We start from the raw sequence: 14,569 nt of genomic DNA, 5'->3' as shown, positions 1-14,569 counted from the left end.
TGTCCGGAGATGCCTAGCCCACGTAGAGCAATCCTTGCGGATCGATCTCCGGCTTGCGGCCGGCGACCACGTCAGCAAGGAATTTTCCCGAACCGCAGGCCATGGTCCAGCCGAGATGGCCGTGGCCGGTGTCGAGGTAGAGATTGTCGTACCGCGCCCGTCCGATGACCGGCACGGAGTTCGGCATCATCGGGCGAAGTCCAGCCCAGAGCTCAGCCTTGCTCTCGTCGAAAGCGCCGGGGAACAGGTCCTTGCCGGTGTTCAGGATCGAGTTGAAATCGCGTGGCTTGAACGTGCGGTCGAACCCGGTGAACTCCGCCGTCGAGGACATCCGCAGCCGATTTCCCAGCCTGGAATAGCCGATCAGCCGGTCCTCGTCGGCGCCACCCATGATCGGCCCCTTGTTTTCATCTTCCAGCGGAACAGTCACGGTATAGCCCTTCACGGGATAGACGGGCAGATCGATGCCGTAGCGGCGGCCGAGCAGACCGCTCTCCGGCCCCATGGAAATGACCACCGCGTCACCGGCCACCGGGCCGGCCGAGGTCATCACGGCGCGCACCCGGTCGCCGTCGATGTCGAGGCCTTCGACCGTGGTGCCGTAGAGGAATTGGACGCCGAGTTTCTCGGCAGCATAGGCAGCGAGGCGCTGCGTGAATTGGCTGGAGTCGCCGGTCTGGTCAATCGGCGAATAGACGCCGCCGGCTATCTTGTCCTTGGCGCCGGCAAGGCCGGGCTCGAGCTCGACCAGCCGGTCGCGGCCGACGATCTCGATCGGCAGGCCGTGTTCGCCGAGATAGCGATAATTGTCGGTGCCGGTATCGAAGCTCTGCTGCGAGCGGAAGAAATAGAGAATGCCTTTCTTGCGCTCGTCATAGTGGATGCCGGTTTCGGCCGAGACGGCGTTGATGCAGTCGCGCGAATAGAGCGCCAGACGAAGCTTGACGTCGGTGTTGGCGCGCATGCGCTTATGCGTGCACTGGCGCAGGAAGCGCAGGCTCCAGGCGAAAAAATACGGATCGAAGCGCAGCCGCACCTTGATGCCGAGATCGTGGTTGTAGAGGCCGCGCAGGAACGTCTTCAGCGCGCCTGGCGAGGCCCAGGCGGTGGCGTCTCCGGGCGACACCAGGCCGGCATTCGACCGGCTGGTGCCGCGTGCCGCCGCCGGATGGCGCTCGATCACCGTCACCTCATGGCCGTCGCTGGCCAGATAATAGGCCGCCGCCGTACCGACGACGCCGGCCCCAAGCACCAGGATTTTCATTCCGCCCCCAGCGCGCTGAGCCAACCTTTGCGGAGAGCCCTTCTTCACCCCAGAGCCGAATTCTTGCTGGTCAGGATGCGCTCCCAGGCAAGCGCATCGGCAACGATCTGGTCGAGGTTGTCGCGCTGCGGGGTCCAGCCGAGCTCGCCGCGCGCCAGCTCCGAATTGGCGACGACCGCGGCGGCGTCGCCGGCGCGGCGATCGCCCATCCGCACGTCGAAATCATGGCCGAAGACGCGGCGGACGCTGTCGATGACCTCGAGCACCGAATAGCCGTGGCTGTAACCACAATTGGCGACCAGGCTCGATCCGCCGGCACGCAGCCGCTGAAGCGCCAACCGATGCGCCGCCGCCAGGTCGCTGACGTGGATATAGTCGCGCATGCAGGTACCGTCCGGCGTCGGATAGTCGGTGCCGAACACCTGCATGAAGGGGCGCTTGCCGAGCGCCGTCTCGCAAGCGACCTTGATCAGATGCGTGGCACCGGGCGTCGATTGGCCGGTGCGGCCCTTCGGATCGGCGCCGGCGACGTTGAAATAGCGCAGCGCCGTATAGCGCAACCCATGGGCAATCGCCGCGTCGCGCAGCATCCATTCGCTCATCAGCTTGGACAGGCCATAGGGCGATTCCGGCGCAAGCCGGGCATCCTCGCGCACCGGCTCCAGGCCGGCGCCGCCATAGACGGCGGCGGTCGAGGAAAAGATGAAATTGGGCACGCCTTCGCGCACCGCGGTCTCGATCAAGGTGCGCGTCTTGCAGGTGTTGTTCTCGTAATAGGCAAGCGGGTCGGCGACCGATTCGGGGACCACGATCGAGCCGGCGAAATGGATGATCGCGTCGACCTTATTGTCGCGAATGATCGAGGCGACCAGTTCCCTGTCGGCGACGTCGCCGACGACGAGCTTTGCTTCCGGGGCGACCGCCCATTCAAAGCCGGTGGAAAGCCGGTCGAGGACGACGACGTTGTCGCCCGTGTCCAGCAATTCCCAGACCATATGGCTACCGATATAGCCGGCACCGCCTGTCACCAAAACCGTCATCCGCATCCTCGCTATTCATGATTTGTCGGAACTGTCTCAATCGTCGCCGTACTGGAAAATCTGCCGCCAGGCCATTAAAACCTGCGGTAACCAGTCTCATCGGCGCGTGGCATTGTCCTGAAACAAGATTGATCCACATCAAGGGAATAGGCCACGTTCCGTGGTCGTTAGGAACAGGCTCGGGGCGTGGCATTTTGACCAAAAAGGCCAGGTGGACGATGAATGGGCCAATGACTATGATCCCGCGCAAAACTGGGAAGGCGACATGAATTACCAGCGGTTTTTCGAGGAAGCGATCGACCAGCTCCATGCGGAGCGTCGCTACCGCGTCTTCGCCGACCTTGAGCGTATCGTCGGGAAATTCCCGCGCGCCATCTGGCGCGCCAATGGCCGCGCCGAGGAAATCACCGTCTGGTGCTCCAACGACTATCTCGGCATGGGCCAGCATCCCGACGTCATTGCCGCGTTCCAGAAGGCGGCAGGCAAGATGGGGTCGGGGGCCGGCGGCACCCGCAACATTTCCGGCACCAGCAACCCGCTGGTCGAGCTCGAACTGGAGCTGGCCGACCTGCACGACAAGGAAGCCGCACTGGTTTTCACCTCCGGCTTCGTTTCCAACGAGGCGTCGATCTCGACCATTGCAAAGCTGCTTCCCAATTGCCTGATCATCTCGGACGAGCTCAACCACGCTTCGATGATCGAGGGCGTGCGGCGCTCAGGCGCCGAGAAGAAGATCTTCCGCCATAACGACGTCGCGCATCTCGAAAGCCTGCTGCAGACGGCCGGCCGCGAGCGCGCCAAGCTGATTGTCTTCGAGAGCGTCTATTCGATGGACGGCGACATCGCGCCGATCAAGCAGATCGTCGATCTCGCCGAGCGCTACAACGCCATGACCTACATCGACGAGGTCCACGCCGTCGGCATGTACGGGCCGCGCGGCGGCGGCATCACCGAGCGCGAAGGGCTGGCCGACCGCATCGACATCATCGAGGGCACGCTGGCCAAGGCGTTCGGTACGCTTGGCGGCTACATCGCCGGCAACACTGCGGTGATCGACGCGGTGCGCTCCTATGCGCCGGGCTTCATCTTCACCACGGCGTTGCCGCCGGCGATCGCCGCCGCGGCAACCACCTCGATCCGCCATCTCAAGCGCTCGCAGGCCGAGCGCGATGCGCAGCTGCGTCAGGCGACACGGACCAAGCAAGTGCTGGCCGCGGCCGGCCTGCCGGTGATGGAGTCGCCTACCCACATCGTGCCCCTTCTGGTCGGCGATCCCGAGCTCTGCAAGATGGCCAGCGACCGCCTGCTCGGTGTGCACGGCATCTATATCCAGCCGATCAACTATCCGACGGTGCCGCGCGGCACCGAGCGGCTGCGCATCACGCCTACACCGTTCCATTCGGACGCGTTGATTGCGTCCCTGCAGGACGCGCTGGTCGAGACATGGGATGCGTTGGGGATTCCCTACGGTTCGGCGGGCCGACCGTCGGTCGCCAAGAGCGACCGCGTCATTCCGCTGCTGGTGCCGAAGTCGGGCGGCTGAAGCCCGTTTGAAACTCTACTGCGGCGGCCATCTGACGCGGCTTTCTGCGCTTCCGGTGCTCACGGACCGAAATGTCCGCTGCGCTCCGGTTCTCGAAACCCACGCCAGCTGACTGCCGGAGCGAGTTTCAACTCGGGCTTCGAGGCAGCTCACACACTCTTCATCCATTTCGCCAGCCGGTGTGCGGCTTCCTCGAGCTGGTCGAGGCGGCGGTGGAAGCACAGCCTGAGGAAGGCTTCGCCGCCGGGGCCGAAGGCGGTGCCGGGAGCCAGGCCGACATTGGCGCGGTCGACCATGTCGAAGGCGGCGGCGCGGGAATCGGAGATGCCGTCGACCGCGAAGAACAGATAGAATGCGCCCTGCGGCACGGTGAACCGCGCCCTGCCGGTCGTAGCGAGAATGCCGCAGACCAGGTCGCGCGCCGCCCTCGCCCGCTCCACCTGCTCGACGATGAAGGCGTCGCCCTCATCGAGGGCAACGACGGCGCCGCGCTGCATGAACTGCGCAACGCCGGACGTCGAATACTGGACCAGGTTCTCGAACACCTGCTGCAAGGCGGGACGGATCTTGATCCAGCCGATGCGCCAGCCGGTCATCGCCCAGTTCTTGGAAAAGGAATTGACGAACAGGATGCGATCCTCATCGGCCATGATGTCGATGAAGGACGGCGCGCGGCCATGGCCGTAATGAAACAGCGAGTAGATCTCGTCGGCGATGATCCACAGGCCCCTTTCACGGGCAAGGTCGAGGATCGCCTGCAGCGTCTCCTTGTCGGCGGTCCAGCCGGTCGGGTTGGACGGCGTGTTGACGAACAGCGCCTTGGTCCGTGGCGTGATCGCCGCTGCGATCTTGTCGGCATCGCAAGACCAGCCATTGCCCGACTGGTCGAGCGTGACCGCGACCGGCACGGCGCCGGCGACGCCGGCGGCGGCGGCGAAGTTCGGCCATGCCGGCGACAGGTAGACGAGTTCGTCGCCCTTGCCGGCCACCGCATCGATGGCCATCTGGATGGCGTGCATGCCGGAGCCGGTGACGATGAATTCCTCGTTGGCGAAAGTCTTGCCGAAATGCCTGGTATAGTAGCGGGCGAGCGCCTGCCTGAGTTCGGGAATGCCCCGCTGCCAGGTGTAGAAGGTCTCGCCGCCGGCGAGTGCCTTGGCGGCTGCATCGGTGATGAAGGCAGGCGTCGGCAGGTCGCCCTCGCCGGCCCAGAGCGGGATCATGCCGTCGCGGCCGCGGCCACGGTTCATGACGGCGACAATGCCGCTTTCAGGCGCCGCCCGCGCTTCGGCGCGCAGAGTATCGATCAGGGTCATGGATGGGTCCGTTTTCGTTTGCTCGACTGCTAGCGTGTTTCAGGGCGGACGAAAACAGAAAACCCCGGCCGCAAGCGACCGGGGTTTTGGTCCAGAAAGTTACCGCAGGCGCTACTTTCTGGCGAGGAGATCGCGAATTTCGGTGAGCAGCGCGACGTCGGCCGGCGGCGGAGCGGCCGGGGCGGCCGGTTTTTCACGCTCCAGCCGCTGGCGCAGATTGTTCACCGCCTTGACCATCACGAAGATGATGAAGGCGAGGATAAGGAAGTTCAGCGCCACGGTGATGAAGCTGCCATAGGCGAAGACCGCGCCCTGTTTCTTTGCCTCAGCCAGCGATGTGGCGTTAACGGCCGAGGACAAGGGCAGAAAGTAGTTGTTGAAGTCCAATCCGCCCAAAATCGCCCCGATGACCGGCATGATGATGTCGTCGACCAGCGAGGTGACGATCTTGCCGAAGGCAGCGCCAATGATGACGGCGACGGCCAGGTCCATCACATTGCCCCTGGAAATGAATTCCTGAAATTCTTTCAGCATTCGACCCTCCTTGTCCTGACCGGCCGTGCTGCCGTCCACGCCTCGGCATCGACCGGCGGGCAGAATAGCAAAAACCTGCGGTTGCGACAGGCGCAAAGACGTGTTTCCCCGGCCTGGATTGCGCGAAGCCGCGGCCATAATGCGCCGAAAGCCGCGATGGACTCGGTGGCCAAGCTGTGATTGCGTCAGCAAGGCCGGATGAAAAAATCGGCGCAGGGAGGAAGTTCGAGCCGTGCAGGGCTGGTTCATCGTCATCATCGCGATCGCCTATGTGACGTTGCTGTTTGCCATCGCCAGCCTGGGCGACCGGCGCTCGACTTCATCCGGGCCTGGCCGCGCCCGGCCCTTTATCTATGCGCTCAGCCTCGCCATCTACTGCACCTCCTGGACCTTCTTCGGCTCGGTCGGCCTGTCCTCCGAGCGCGGCCTCGAGTTCCTCGGCATCTATATCGGACCGGTGCTGGTGTTCGTGTTCGGCTTTCCGCTGCTGCAGCGCATCGTCAGGCTGGCCAAGACCGAGAAGATCACCTCGATCGCCGACTTTCTCGGTGCCCGCTACGGCAAGAGCTTCGCTGTCGCGGCGATCGCCACGCTGATCGCGACCATCGGCGCGGTGCCGTATATCGCGCTGCAATTGAAGGCCATCTCCGGCTCGGTCAGCCTGATGGTCGAGCACTATACCGGCTCGCCGCCGTCGTTCGATCCGTTCGTCAGTGACATCTCGCTGGTCGTGGCCATGCTGCTGGCGCTGTTTGCGGTGCTGTTCGGCACGCGCCATGCCGATGCCACCGAGCACCAGGACGGGCTGGTGCTGGCTGTGGCGGTCGAGACCGTGGTCAAGCTCGCCGCCTTCCTGGCGATCGGCCTGATGGTCACGTTCCTGATCTTCGGCGGGCCAGGCGATATGTTCGACCAGCTCGCCGAAAACACGAAGGTGCGCCAGGCGATGGGCTACAACACCTCGCTCGCTACCTGGCTGGTGCTGACATGCCTGAGCGGCTTTGCCATCCTCATGCTGCCGCGCCAGTTCTACGTCACCATCGTCGAAAACCGCAGCGAGGCCGAGCTGCGCACCGCGACATGGGTGTTTCCGCTCTATCTGGTGGCAATCAACCTGTTCGTGCTGCCGATCGCATTGGCCGGCCTGGAACTGGTCGGCCCCAAGACCAGCAGCGACCTTTACGTGCTGTCGCTGCCGCTGTTCAGCGGCCACGACGTGCTGGCCATGGCCGCCTTCATCGGCGGGCTGTCGGCGGCGACCGCAATGGTGATCGTCGAAAGCGTCGCGCTGTCGATCATGATCTCCAACGACCTGGTCATTCCGCTGTTCGTGAGGCGATTGCTGCGGACCACGACCTCCGAGAACGAGGACTGGTCGACGCTCATCCTCAATGTACGGCGGGCGGCGATCTTCATCATGCTGTTTATCGCCTTCCTCTACTACCGCGAGAGCACCAACAGCGCGCGGCTGTCCTCGATCGGCCTGATGTCGTTCGCCGCGATCGCGCAGTTCGCGCCGGCGTTGATCGGCGGCCTGGTCTGGCGCGGCGCCAACGGCCGGGGTGCCGCACTTGGCATGGTCGCCGGCATCGTCGTCTGGAGCTACACGCTGCTGCTTCCCTCGCTCATCGCGCCCGATACCGGCATCCTCGTCCACGGCCTGTTCGGCTTAGATGCGTTGCGGCCGCAAGCGCTTTTCGGCACCGTCGCCGAGCCGCTGAACCATGGCGTGCTGTGGAGCCTCTCGATCAACACGCTGTTTTTTGTGTTCGGCTCGCTGTCGCGGGCGTCGGTGCCGCTGGAACGCATCCAGGCGTCGATCTTCGTGCCGCGCGAAGCGGGTCCGCTGCCCAGCCTGCGCCGCTTCCGCACCACCATTACCGTCAACGACCTCAAGGACACGATCGCGCGCTATCTCGGTGTCGAACGGACCGAGCGGTCCTTTCAGTCGTTCGAAAAGAGCAGCGGCACTTCCCTGCTCGGCAACGAACAGGCCAGCATGGACGTCATCCGCTTCTCCGAACAGCTTCTGGCCAGTGCCGTCGGCTCATCCTCGGCGCGGCTGATCCTGTCGCTGCTGCTGCGCCGCAACGACCGCGAATCCAAGGACGCCTTCCGCCTGCTCGACGACGCCACCGAGGCGCTGCAGCACAATCGCGATCTGCTGCAGATCGCACTCGACCAGATGGAACAGGGCATCACTGTCTTCGACCGCGATTTCCGGTTGATTTGCTGGAACCGCCAGTACCGGGCGCTGTTCGACCTGCCCGACGAGATGGGCCAGGTCGGCGTCTCACTCGATCGTATCCTGCGCCACCTTGCCGAGCGCGGTGACATACCGGCAGACCAGCGCGTCACCATGCTCAACCGCCTGACCAGCTTCGTCAGCCCATGGCAGATGGAGCTGAAGACAAGCGGGCGCATCCTGGAATTGCGCTCCAATCCGATGCCGGACGGCGGCATCGTCGCCACCTACGCCGACATTTCCGGACGTGTCGAGCAGGATCTGGCGCTTAAGCGCGCCAACGAATCCCTGGAACAGCGGGTGAAGAGCCGCACCGCCGAGCTCACCCGCGTCAACGAGGAGCTGGCGCAGGCGCAGATGCTGGCCGAGGAGGCCAATCTCGGCAAGACCCGCTTCCTCGCTGCCGCCGGCCACGACATCCTGCAGCCGCTGAACGCCGCCCGCCTCTATTGCTCGTCGCTGATCGAGAAGACCGGCAAGGGACCTGCCGGCAAGGCGGCGATGAACATCGAATCGTCGCTGGAATCGGTCGAGACCATCCTCGGTGCGGTGCTCGACATTTCGCGCCTCGATGCCGGCGCGATGAAGCCGGACGATACGAGCTTCGGCCTCGACGGGCTGCTGCGCCAGATCGGCAACGACTTCCGGCCGCTTGCCGCCGAAAAGAAGCTCGAACTCTCGATCATGCCGTCGTCGCTCAGCGTCATGACGGACCGCAATCTGCTGCGCCGGCTGATCCAGAACCTGGTTTCCAACGCCATCAAGTATACGCGCCGTGGCCGCATCCTGGTCGGCGCGCGGCGGCGCGGCGAACTGGCCGAGATCCAGGTTATCGACACCGGCATCGGCATTGCCGGCGACCAGCTGAACACCGTGTTTCGCGAATTCACCCGGCTGGACGAGGGCGCACGCGAGGCGGAAGGCCTCGGCCTTGGGCTCTCCATTGTCGACCGCATCGCCCGCGTCCTGCGCCTCGAAATCCGGATCTTCTCCAACCCAGGCAAGGGCACACGCTTTTCCGTGTTGCTGCCGGTGGTGGCCGTGCAGGCACCGCGGCGCGAGGCCGAGGCGAAGCCGCCTGCCCGTGCCGCGGCCTCGCTTGCCGGGCTCCATGTGCTCTGCATCGACAACGACGCCCGCATCCTCGACGGCATGCGGCTGCTGCTCGAGGGCTGGGGCTGCAGCGTCGACACGCTTTCCGGCGCGGAGGATCTCGAGAGGTCCGGCATGCATCGGCCGGACATCGTGCTTGCCGACTATCATCTCGACGACAAGACCGGCCTCGAATTGATCGCCCAGTTGCGTGCGATCCATGGCGAGGACCTGCCGGCCGTGCTGGTCACCGCCGACCGCTCCAGCGAGGTTCGCGCCGCTGCCGGCAGGCTGGACGTGCCGGTGATCAGCAAACCACTGAAACCGGCGATGCTGCGCTCGATGATGGCCAGGGTCAGGCCGCTGGCGCCGGCGGCCGAATAGGAATCAGCCGGCCGTCTGCAGCGGGTCGCTGCCGATTTTGGACAAAAGGATCACCGCCTGAGTGCGGCTGTCGACGCCGAGCTTCTGCAGGATGGCCGAGACATGCGCTTTGATCGTTGCTTCGGAGACCCCGAGCTCATAGGCGATCTGCTTGTTGAGCAGTCCCTCAGCCAGCATGCCGAGCACGCGCGTCTGCTGTGGGGTCAGCGCCTGCAGCCGCTTGATCAGGTCGGAAATCTCGGGATCGCGCTCGACACCGAGATCGACCCCGGCGGGTGCCGCGATATCACCTGCGAGCACCGACTGCACCGCATTGCGGATCTCCTCCATGCTGGCCGATTTGGAGATGAAGCCGGAGGCGCCGAGATCGAGCGCGCGCCGGATCGTCACCGGATCGTCATGCGCCGAGACCACCATCATCGGCACCGCCGGATGGATGCCGCGCAGCGAAATCAGGCCGGAAAGACCGCTTGCCCCCGGCATCGAGAGATCGAGCAGCACCAGATCGACATCCTCATTGGCCAGGACCAGCGCCTTGGCGCTTTCGAAATCGCCGGCCTCATGAATGGCGGCAACGTCTCCGATGCCCGCGAGAGCCTCCCTCAATGCACCGCGAAAAAGCGGGTGATCATCGGCAATGACGAATGTGTAGCCCAACGGTGATATCCCTCCCCGAATCCCGTTGGCGATTTTCCGCCTTGCAGGATCTGAACGATCATAACACTACGCCTGCTGTTCGGGTGGGCGGCTTGCTATTCCCGCCCCAGGTCTTTTTGCGAATTGCCTAGGTCTTTTGCGAATTGGGCTTGGCGCTGTCTTCGTCCTTGTCCATGTCCTTGACGATGTCCATGAAGCTGCGCAGGAAGCGCTCCATGTAGCCCATCGTCTTGTTGAAATCCTCCTCGCTGGGCAAAGTCGATTCGAAACGCGCGGCAAGCGAATTTTCGAGCTTGGCGACGCGTTCGTCGAGCGCCTTCACCGAATTTTGCAGCCGGTCGACCTCATCTTGTAGGGCGGCACGTTCGTCGGCCGCCGTCTTGCAGACGAGTTGGCCGGAGCGTTCCTCGCAGAGCGACATGGCGCCGGTTTGCGTATCCATGCGGACATAGCCATTGGCCGATTTCTCCAACCGGTAGCGATCGGCTTCCTCGGAAAAGGCCGACGCCGCGACAAGCGACACCAGTGCTGCGGGGATCAAGACGTGTTTCAGACGCATGTTTTCCTCCATGAGCCAGTCAGCGCAATCTATCACAGTTTGCGCCTGAAATGGGGATGAACCTGAAATGGGGAAGAACACGGGCCTGCCCTTCCCCGCGTGGTCGGTTCGGACTATAGCGCAACGATGTCCGAGATCATCTACAAGATAGTTCCCGAGGCGCTGTGGCGCGAGGCTGAAAGAGAAGGCGGCTTCACCGGCGCGCCGATCGACGTCGCCGACGGCTTCATCCATTTTTCTACCGCCGGGCAGGTTCGGGAAACGGCGGCCAAACATTTCGCCGGCCAAAGCCGGTTGCTGCTGGTCGCCGTCGATAGCGCGCGCCTCGGCGATGCGCTGAAATATGAGGTCTCGCGCGGCGGCGCCCTGTTCCCGCATCTCTATGGCGGGCTCGGCCTCGATGCGGTCGTTTCGGTGCAGGCATTGCCGCTCGGCGCTGACGGCCGGCATGAATTCCCGGCGCTGGAGGCCGAATGAGCGCGTTCGACCGGATCGGCCAGAAACTGCTGTTCACGCTCGATCCGGAAACCGCGCATGGGCTGTCGATTGCCGCGCTGAGATGCGGGCTGCCGGTCGCCGGTCGTCCGCCGCAGGACAACAGGTTAAAGGTCAGCCGTTGCGGGCTCGATTTCCCGAACCCGCTCGGCATGGCCGCGGGTTACGACAAGAATGCCGAAGTGCCGGACGCGCTGCTCGGCCTCGGCTTCGGCTTCGCCGAGGTCGGCACGATCACGCCGCTGCCGCAGACGGGCAATCCGAAGCCGCGCATCTTCCGGCTGCCTTCGGACGGGGCAGTGATCAACCGGCTGGGCTTCAACAATGAAGGCCACGCCGCCGCAGAGAAGCGTCTTGCCGCCCGAAAAGGCCGCCCCGGCATCGTCGGCATCAACATCGGCGCCAACAAGGACAGCGCCGACCGCGTCAGTGATTATGAGCGCGGCGTGATCCGGTTCGCGCGATACGCCGGCTATCTGACAATCAATATCTCCTCGCCGAACACGCCGGGCCTGCGCAACATGCAGGCGCGCGAACAGCTTGGCGAGCTCCTGTCGCGGGTCATGGCCGCGCGTGCGGCGGCACCGGCAAAACCGCCCGTGTTCCTCAAGATCGCGCCGGATCTGGTCGAGGCCGAGCTTGAGGACATCGCTGCCGAGATCAGCGACAAGCAAATGGACGGCGTCATCGTCTCCAACACAACGATCGCGCGAGCCGGCCTGAGCAGCGCCGGCCTTGCCGGCGAGACCGGCGGGCTTTCGGGGAAACCCTTGTTCGAGCGCTCGACTATCGTGCTGGCAAGGATGCGAAAACTGCTTGGCCCGGATCCCACTATCATCGGCGTCGGCGGCGTCGATTCCGCCGAGACGGCGCTGGAAAAGATCCGTGCCGGCGCCGATCTCGTGCAGCTCTATACCGGCATGATCTATGCCGGGCCTGCGCTGCCGGGGCGCATTCTTTCCGGCATGGCCCGTTTCGTGGACAGTCAAGGGCTGAAGTCACTGCGCGAGCTTCGCGACAGCCGCCTCGATCACTGGGCGGCGAAACCGCTTTAGCGATCAGTTAAAGGCTGTGCGCACCCGCAGCCGCAATATGGCGAGCAGGCTGAAGCCGCGTACCAGCAGGAAGACATGCAACGCCGCCCACAAGCCGTGATTGCCGAAGGCCGGCGCCAGAATCAGCAGCGCGGCGCTGAACGACAGGAACGACAACAGCATCATGTTGCGCATGTCGCGCGACCATGTCGCGCCGATGAAAACACCATCCATCTCGAAAGCCAGCAGGCCGCTGAGCGCGGTGAACGCCGCCCAGGGCAGGTAGATATCGGCGATGGCGCGGACGTCTGTCGCGGTCGTGATAAGGGCGATCAGATCCGTGCCCTCTAGCAAGAAGAAGAGTGTCGCCGCGCCCGCCAGCCCGAGCCCCCAAAGCAGCGTCAGCCGCACCGCCTGGTCAAACGCCGTGGCGGCACGGGCGCCTATGGCGCGCCCGGCGAGCTGTTCAGCAGCGGTGGCGAAACCGTCGAGGAAATAGCCGGCAACCAGGAAGAGGTTCATCAGCACGGCGTTGGCGGCCAGCGTCAGAGTGCCGAATTGTGCGCCCTGGCGCGTGAACAGCGCGAAGGCGGCGAGCAGCGAAAAGGAGCGGATCATGATATCGCGATTGAGCGACATCATGCGCAGGAATGCCGGCAGATCGAGGACGCGGTGGCGCGGCAGCCTGGGCGCCGCCCAAAAGCGCCGGCCGACAATGGCGAGACCAAGCAGCATGGCGACGAATTCGCCGGTGACCGTTGCCCAGGCAACGCCGGCAACGCCCCAGCCGAGCTCCAGGCCAAGCAGGAAGCAGAGGGCGATGTTGATGCCGTTCAGTATCAACTGCAGCATCAGCCCGAGCCCGCCCTCGCCGCGCCCAAGCACGTAACCGAGGATGGCGTAATTGATCAGCGAGAACGGTGCTGCGAGCATCCTGATGCGGATATAGACGTCCATCGCCGCGCTGACGCGCGGTTCGGCGCCTATGAACCATTGCCCGGCGGTGGAGACCAGCGGCGCAAGCGCGGCAAGCACGACGCCGGCGACGACCGCGATCAGCACGGCGCGCCAGAACACCGCCTGCTCCTCCAGCGCATCGCCGCGCCCGAAGGCCTGGGCGACGAGGCCGGTGGTGCCGGAGCGCAGGAAGTTGAAGGTCGTGAAAACGACGTCGAAGATCAGGGCGCCGGCCGCAAGGCCGCCGAGAAGGGCGGCGTCGCCGAACTGCCCAACCACCGCCGTGTCGACAATTCCGAGCAACGGCGTCGTCAGATAGGCAAGCGTCATCGGCACGGCGATGGCGAGCACCGAGCGGTTGGTGACGACGAAGGCCCTGGCTTCGGAGGCGTGGACTTCGGTGGGTAAAGCCTGCTCCAAACGCGTGTTGCTTCCTGTTGCGGCTTGATCGGCTAGCCGATGTGCCCCAGTTTGCGGACCTCGCGCAACCATCCGCGCCGCTATGGTCAACCGAAACCCGCCTCTGGCGCACCGCCCGTCCCATGCCCTTGCAGATCGTTCATCATCCCGACTACGACGCCGGCTTCGCCGTCAACCACCGCTTCCCGATGAGCAAATATCCGCTGCTGATGGATACCTTGCGGGCACGCGGCCTGGCGCAGCCCGAAGCGCTCAACATGCCGGAGGCGGCGCGGTCATCATGGCTGAAGCTTGCCCACGCGGCAGACTATGTCGACCAGGTGCTTGCCTGCGAAGTGCCGGTGAGAATCGAGCGCGAGATCGGTTTCCCTATTGGACAGCGGGTTTCGCTGAGGGCGCAGCTCGCAACGGCCGGCACGGTGCTGGCAGCGCGGCTGGCGTTGCTGAACGGCATCGCCTGCAGCACCGCCGGCGGCAGCCATCATGCACGGCGCGCGCAAGGCGCCGGCTTCTGCACCTTCAACGACGTAGCCGTTGCCGCGCTGGTGCTGCTCGCCGAAGCTGCTGTCCAAAACATACTGGTCGTCGACCTCGACGTGCATCAGGGCGACGGCACGGCGGATATCCTGAACGACGAGCCGCGCGTGTTTACCTTCTCCATGCATGGCGACCGCAACTACCCCGCGCGCAAGATCGCCTCCGATCTCGATGTCGCCCTGTCAGACGGCGCCGGCGATGCAGCCTATCTGGAGTGGCTGGACGCCATCCTGCCGGAGCTGTCGGCGCGAAGGCGCTGGGACCTCGTCTTCTACAATGCCGGCGTCGATGTCCATGTCGAGGACCGGCTCGGCAGGTTGTCGCTCACGGATGACGGGCTACGCGCCCGCGACGATATGGTGATCCGCCATTTCCGCACGCTTGGCATACCGGTATGCGGCGTTATCGGCGGAGGCTATTCGACGGATGTCGCAGCACTTGCTGCACGGCACGCCATCCTGTTCGAGGTGGCGGCGGGCTACGCCTGAAAAT

Annotated in this window: 12 protein-coding genes; 5 read left to right on the top strand and 7 right to left on the bottom strand. The window is 64.4% G+C overall.

Annotated elements, in window-relative coordinates:
- Positions 1-13 precede the first annotated feature (13 nt).
- Positions 14-1,264: a D-amino acid dehydrogenase gene (locus NKI24_RS17805; protein ID WP_352448658.1), complete on the bottom strand. Its 1,251-nt coding sequence runs from the start codon at positions 1,262-1,264 to the stop codon at positions 14-16.
- A gap of 44 nt (positions 1,265-1,308) precedes the next feature.
- Positions 1,309-2,304: a UDP-glucose 4-epimerase GalE gene (gene galE / locus NKI24_RS17800; RefSeq protein WP_352448657.1), complete on the bottom strand. Its 996-nt coding sequence runs from the start codon at positions 2,302-2,304 to the stop codon at positions 1,309-1,311.
- A 265-nt stretch (positions 2,305-2,569) separates the two neighbouring features.
- On the opposite strand from galE, the gene hemA reads away from it, so the two are divergent.
- Positions 2,570-3,847 (top strand): 5-aminolevulinate synthase, encoded by a 1,278-nt coding sequence (gene hemA / locus NKI24_RS17795; protein ID WP_352448656.1) that lies wholly within the window; start codon positions 2,570-2,572, stop codon positions 3,845-3,847.
- 149 nt (positions 3,848-3,996) lie between these two features.
- Here the strand turns inward: hemA and NKI24_RS17790 are convergent, their stop codons facing one another.
- On the bottom strand, positions 3,997-5,163 hold the full coding sequence (locus tag NKI24_RS17790) for a pyridoxal phosphate-dependent aminotransferase (protein WP_352747031.1): 1,167 nt from the start codon (positions 5,161-5,163) through the stop codon (positions 3,997-3,999).
- Positions 5,164-5,274: 111 nt separating this feature from the next.
- Complete coding sequence (gene mscL, locus NKI24_RS17785; protein WP_352457754.1) at positions 5,275-5,697, bottom strand: large conductance mechanosensitive channel protein MscL; 423 nt, start codon at positions 5,695-5,697, stop codon at positions 5,275-5,277.
- Between the two features lie 232 nt (positions 5,698-5,929).
- On the opposite strand from mscL, the gene NKI24_RS17780 reads away from it, so the two are divergent.
- Positions 5,930-9,418 (top strand): PAS domain-containing hybrid sensor histidine kinase/response regulator, encoded by a 3,489-nt coding sequence (locus NKI24_RS17780; protein WP_352747028.1) that lies wholly within the window; start codon positions 5,930-5,932, stop codon positions 9,416-9,418.
- 3 nt (positions 9,419-9,421) lie between these two features.
- On the opposite strand, the gene NKI24_RS17775 is transcribed toward NKI24_RS17780, so the two are convergent.
- Both NKI24_RS17775 and NKI24_RS17770 read right to left on the bottom strand, forming a co-directional pair.
- Positions 9,422-10,084, bottom strand: a complete 663-nt coding sequence (locus tag NKI24_RS17775) for a response regulator (RefSeq protein ID WP_473556440.1) — start codon at positions 10,082-10,084, stop codon at positions 9,422-9,424.
- 118 nt (positions 10,085-10,202) lie between these two features.
- Positions 10,203-10,634 carry a hypothetical protein gene (locus tag NKI24_RS17770; protein WP_352448652.1) on the bottom strand — a complete coding sequence of 144 codons (432 nt, stop codon included), beginning with the start codon at positions 10,632-10,634 and terminating at the stop codon, positions 10,203-10,205.
- Between the two features lie 126 nt (positions 10,635-10,760).
- On the opposite strand from NKI24_RS17770, the gene NKI24_RS17765 reads away from it, so the two are divergent.
- Complete coding sequence (locus tag NKI24_RS17765) at positions 10,761-11,111, top strand: DUF952 domain-containing protein (protein ID WP_023677366.1); 351 nt, start codon at positions 10,761-10,763, stop codon at positions 11,109-11,111.
- On the top strand, positions 11,108-12,184 hold the full coding sequence (locus NKI24_RS17760; RefSeq protein WP_352747025.1) for a quinone-dependent dihydroorotate dehydrogenase: 1,077 nt from the start codon (positions 11,108-11,110) through the stop codon (positions 12,182-12,184). Before NKI24_RS17765 ends, NKI24_RS17760 begins: the two co-directional genes overlap by 4 nt.
- Before the next feature lie 3 nt (positions 12,185-12,187).
- On the opposite strand, the gene NKI24_RS17755 is transcribed toward NKI24_RS17760, so the two are convergent.
- Positions 12,188-13,612: an MATE family efflux transporter gene (locus NKI24_RS17755; RefSeq protein ID WP_352747157.1), complete on the bottom strand. Its 1,425-nt coding sequence runs from the start codon at positions 13,610-13,612 to the stop codon at positions 12,188-12,190.
- A gap of 50 nt (positions 13,613-13,662) precedes the next feature.
- Between NKI24_RS17755 and NKI24_RS17750 the strand changes: the two genes are divergently transcribed.
- Positions 13,663-14,565, top strand: a complete 903-nt coding sequence (locus NKI24_RS17750; RefSeq protein ID WP_352747023.1) for a histone deacetylase family protein — start codon at positions 13,663-13,665, stop codon at positions 14,563-14,565.
- Positions 14,566-14,569 lie beyond the last annotated feature (4 nt).

Source organism: Mesorhizobium sp. M0701, assembly GCF_040320365.1.
Taxonomy (GTDB): domain Bacteria; phylum Pseudomonadota; class Alphaproteobacteria; order Rhizobiales; family Rhizobiaceae; genus Mesorhizobium.
This window is presented reverse-complemented; position numbering and strand designations above follow the sequence as displayed.

What these genes read in the sequence shown, in the direction of transcription:
- NKI24_RS17805 (WP_352448658.1), bottom strand. Translation starts at nt 1,264, where the DNA reads ATGAAAATCCTGGTGCTTGGGGCCGGCGTCGTCGGTACGGCGGCGGCC.
- galE (WP_352448657.1), bottom strand. Translation starts at nt 2,304, where the DNA reads ATGACGGTTTTGGTGACAGGCGGTGCCGGCTATATCGGTAGCCATATG.
- hemA (WP_352448656.1), top strand. Translation starts at nt 2,570, where the DNA reads ATGAATTACCAGCGGTTTTTCGAGGAAGCGATCGACCAGCTCCATGCG.
- NKI24_RS17790 (WP_352747031.1), bottom strand. Translation starts at nt 5,163, where the DNA reads ATGACCCTGATCGATACTCTGCGCGCCGAAGCGCGGGCGGCGCCTGAA.
- mscL (WP_352457754.1), bottom strand. Translation starts at nt 5,697, where the DNA reads ATGCTGAAAGAATTTCAGGAATTCATTTCCAGGGGCAATGTGATGGAC.
- NKI24_RS17770 (WP_352448652.1), bottom strand. Translation starts at nt 10,634, where the DNA reads ATGCGTCTGAAACACGTCTTGATCCCCGCAGCACTGGTGTCGCTTGTC.
- NKI24_RS17765 (WP_023677366.1), top strand. Translation starts at nt 10,761, where the DNA reads ATGTCCGAGATCATCTACAAGATAGTTCCCGAGGCGCTGTGGCGCGAG.
- NKI24_RS17760 (WP_352747025.1), top strand. Translation starts at nt 11,108, where the DNA reads ATGAGCGCGTTCGACCGGATCGGCCAGAAACTGCTGTTCACGCTCGAT.
- NKI24_RS17755 (WP_352747157.1), bottom strand. Translation starts at nt 13,612, where the DNA reads ATGGTTGCGCGAGGTCCGCAAACTGGGGCACATCGGCTAGCCGATCAA.
- NKI24_RS17750 (WP_352747023.1), top strand. Translation starts at nt 13,663, where the DNA reads ATGCCCTTGCAGATCGTTCATCATCCCGACTACGACGCCGGCTTCGCC.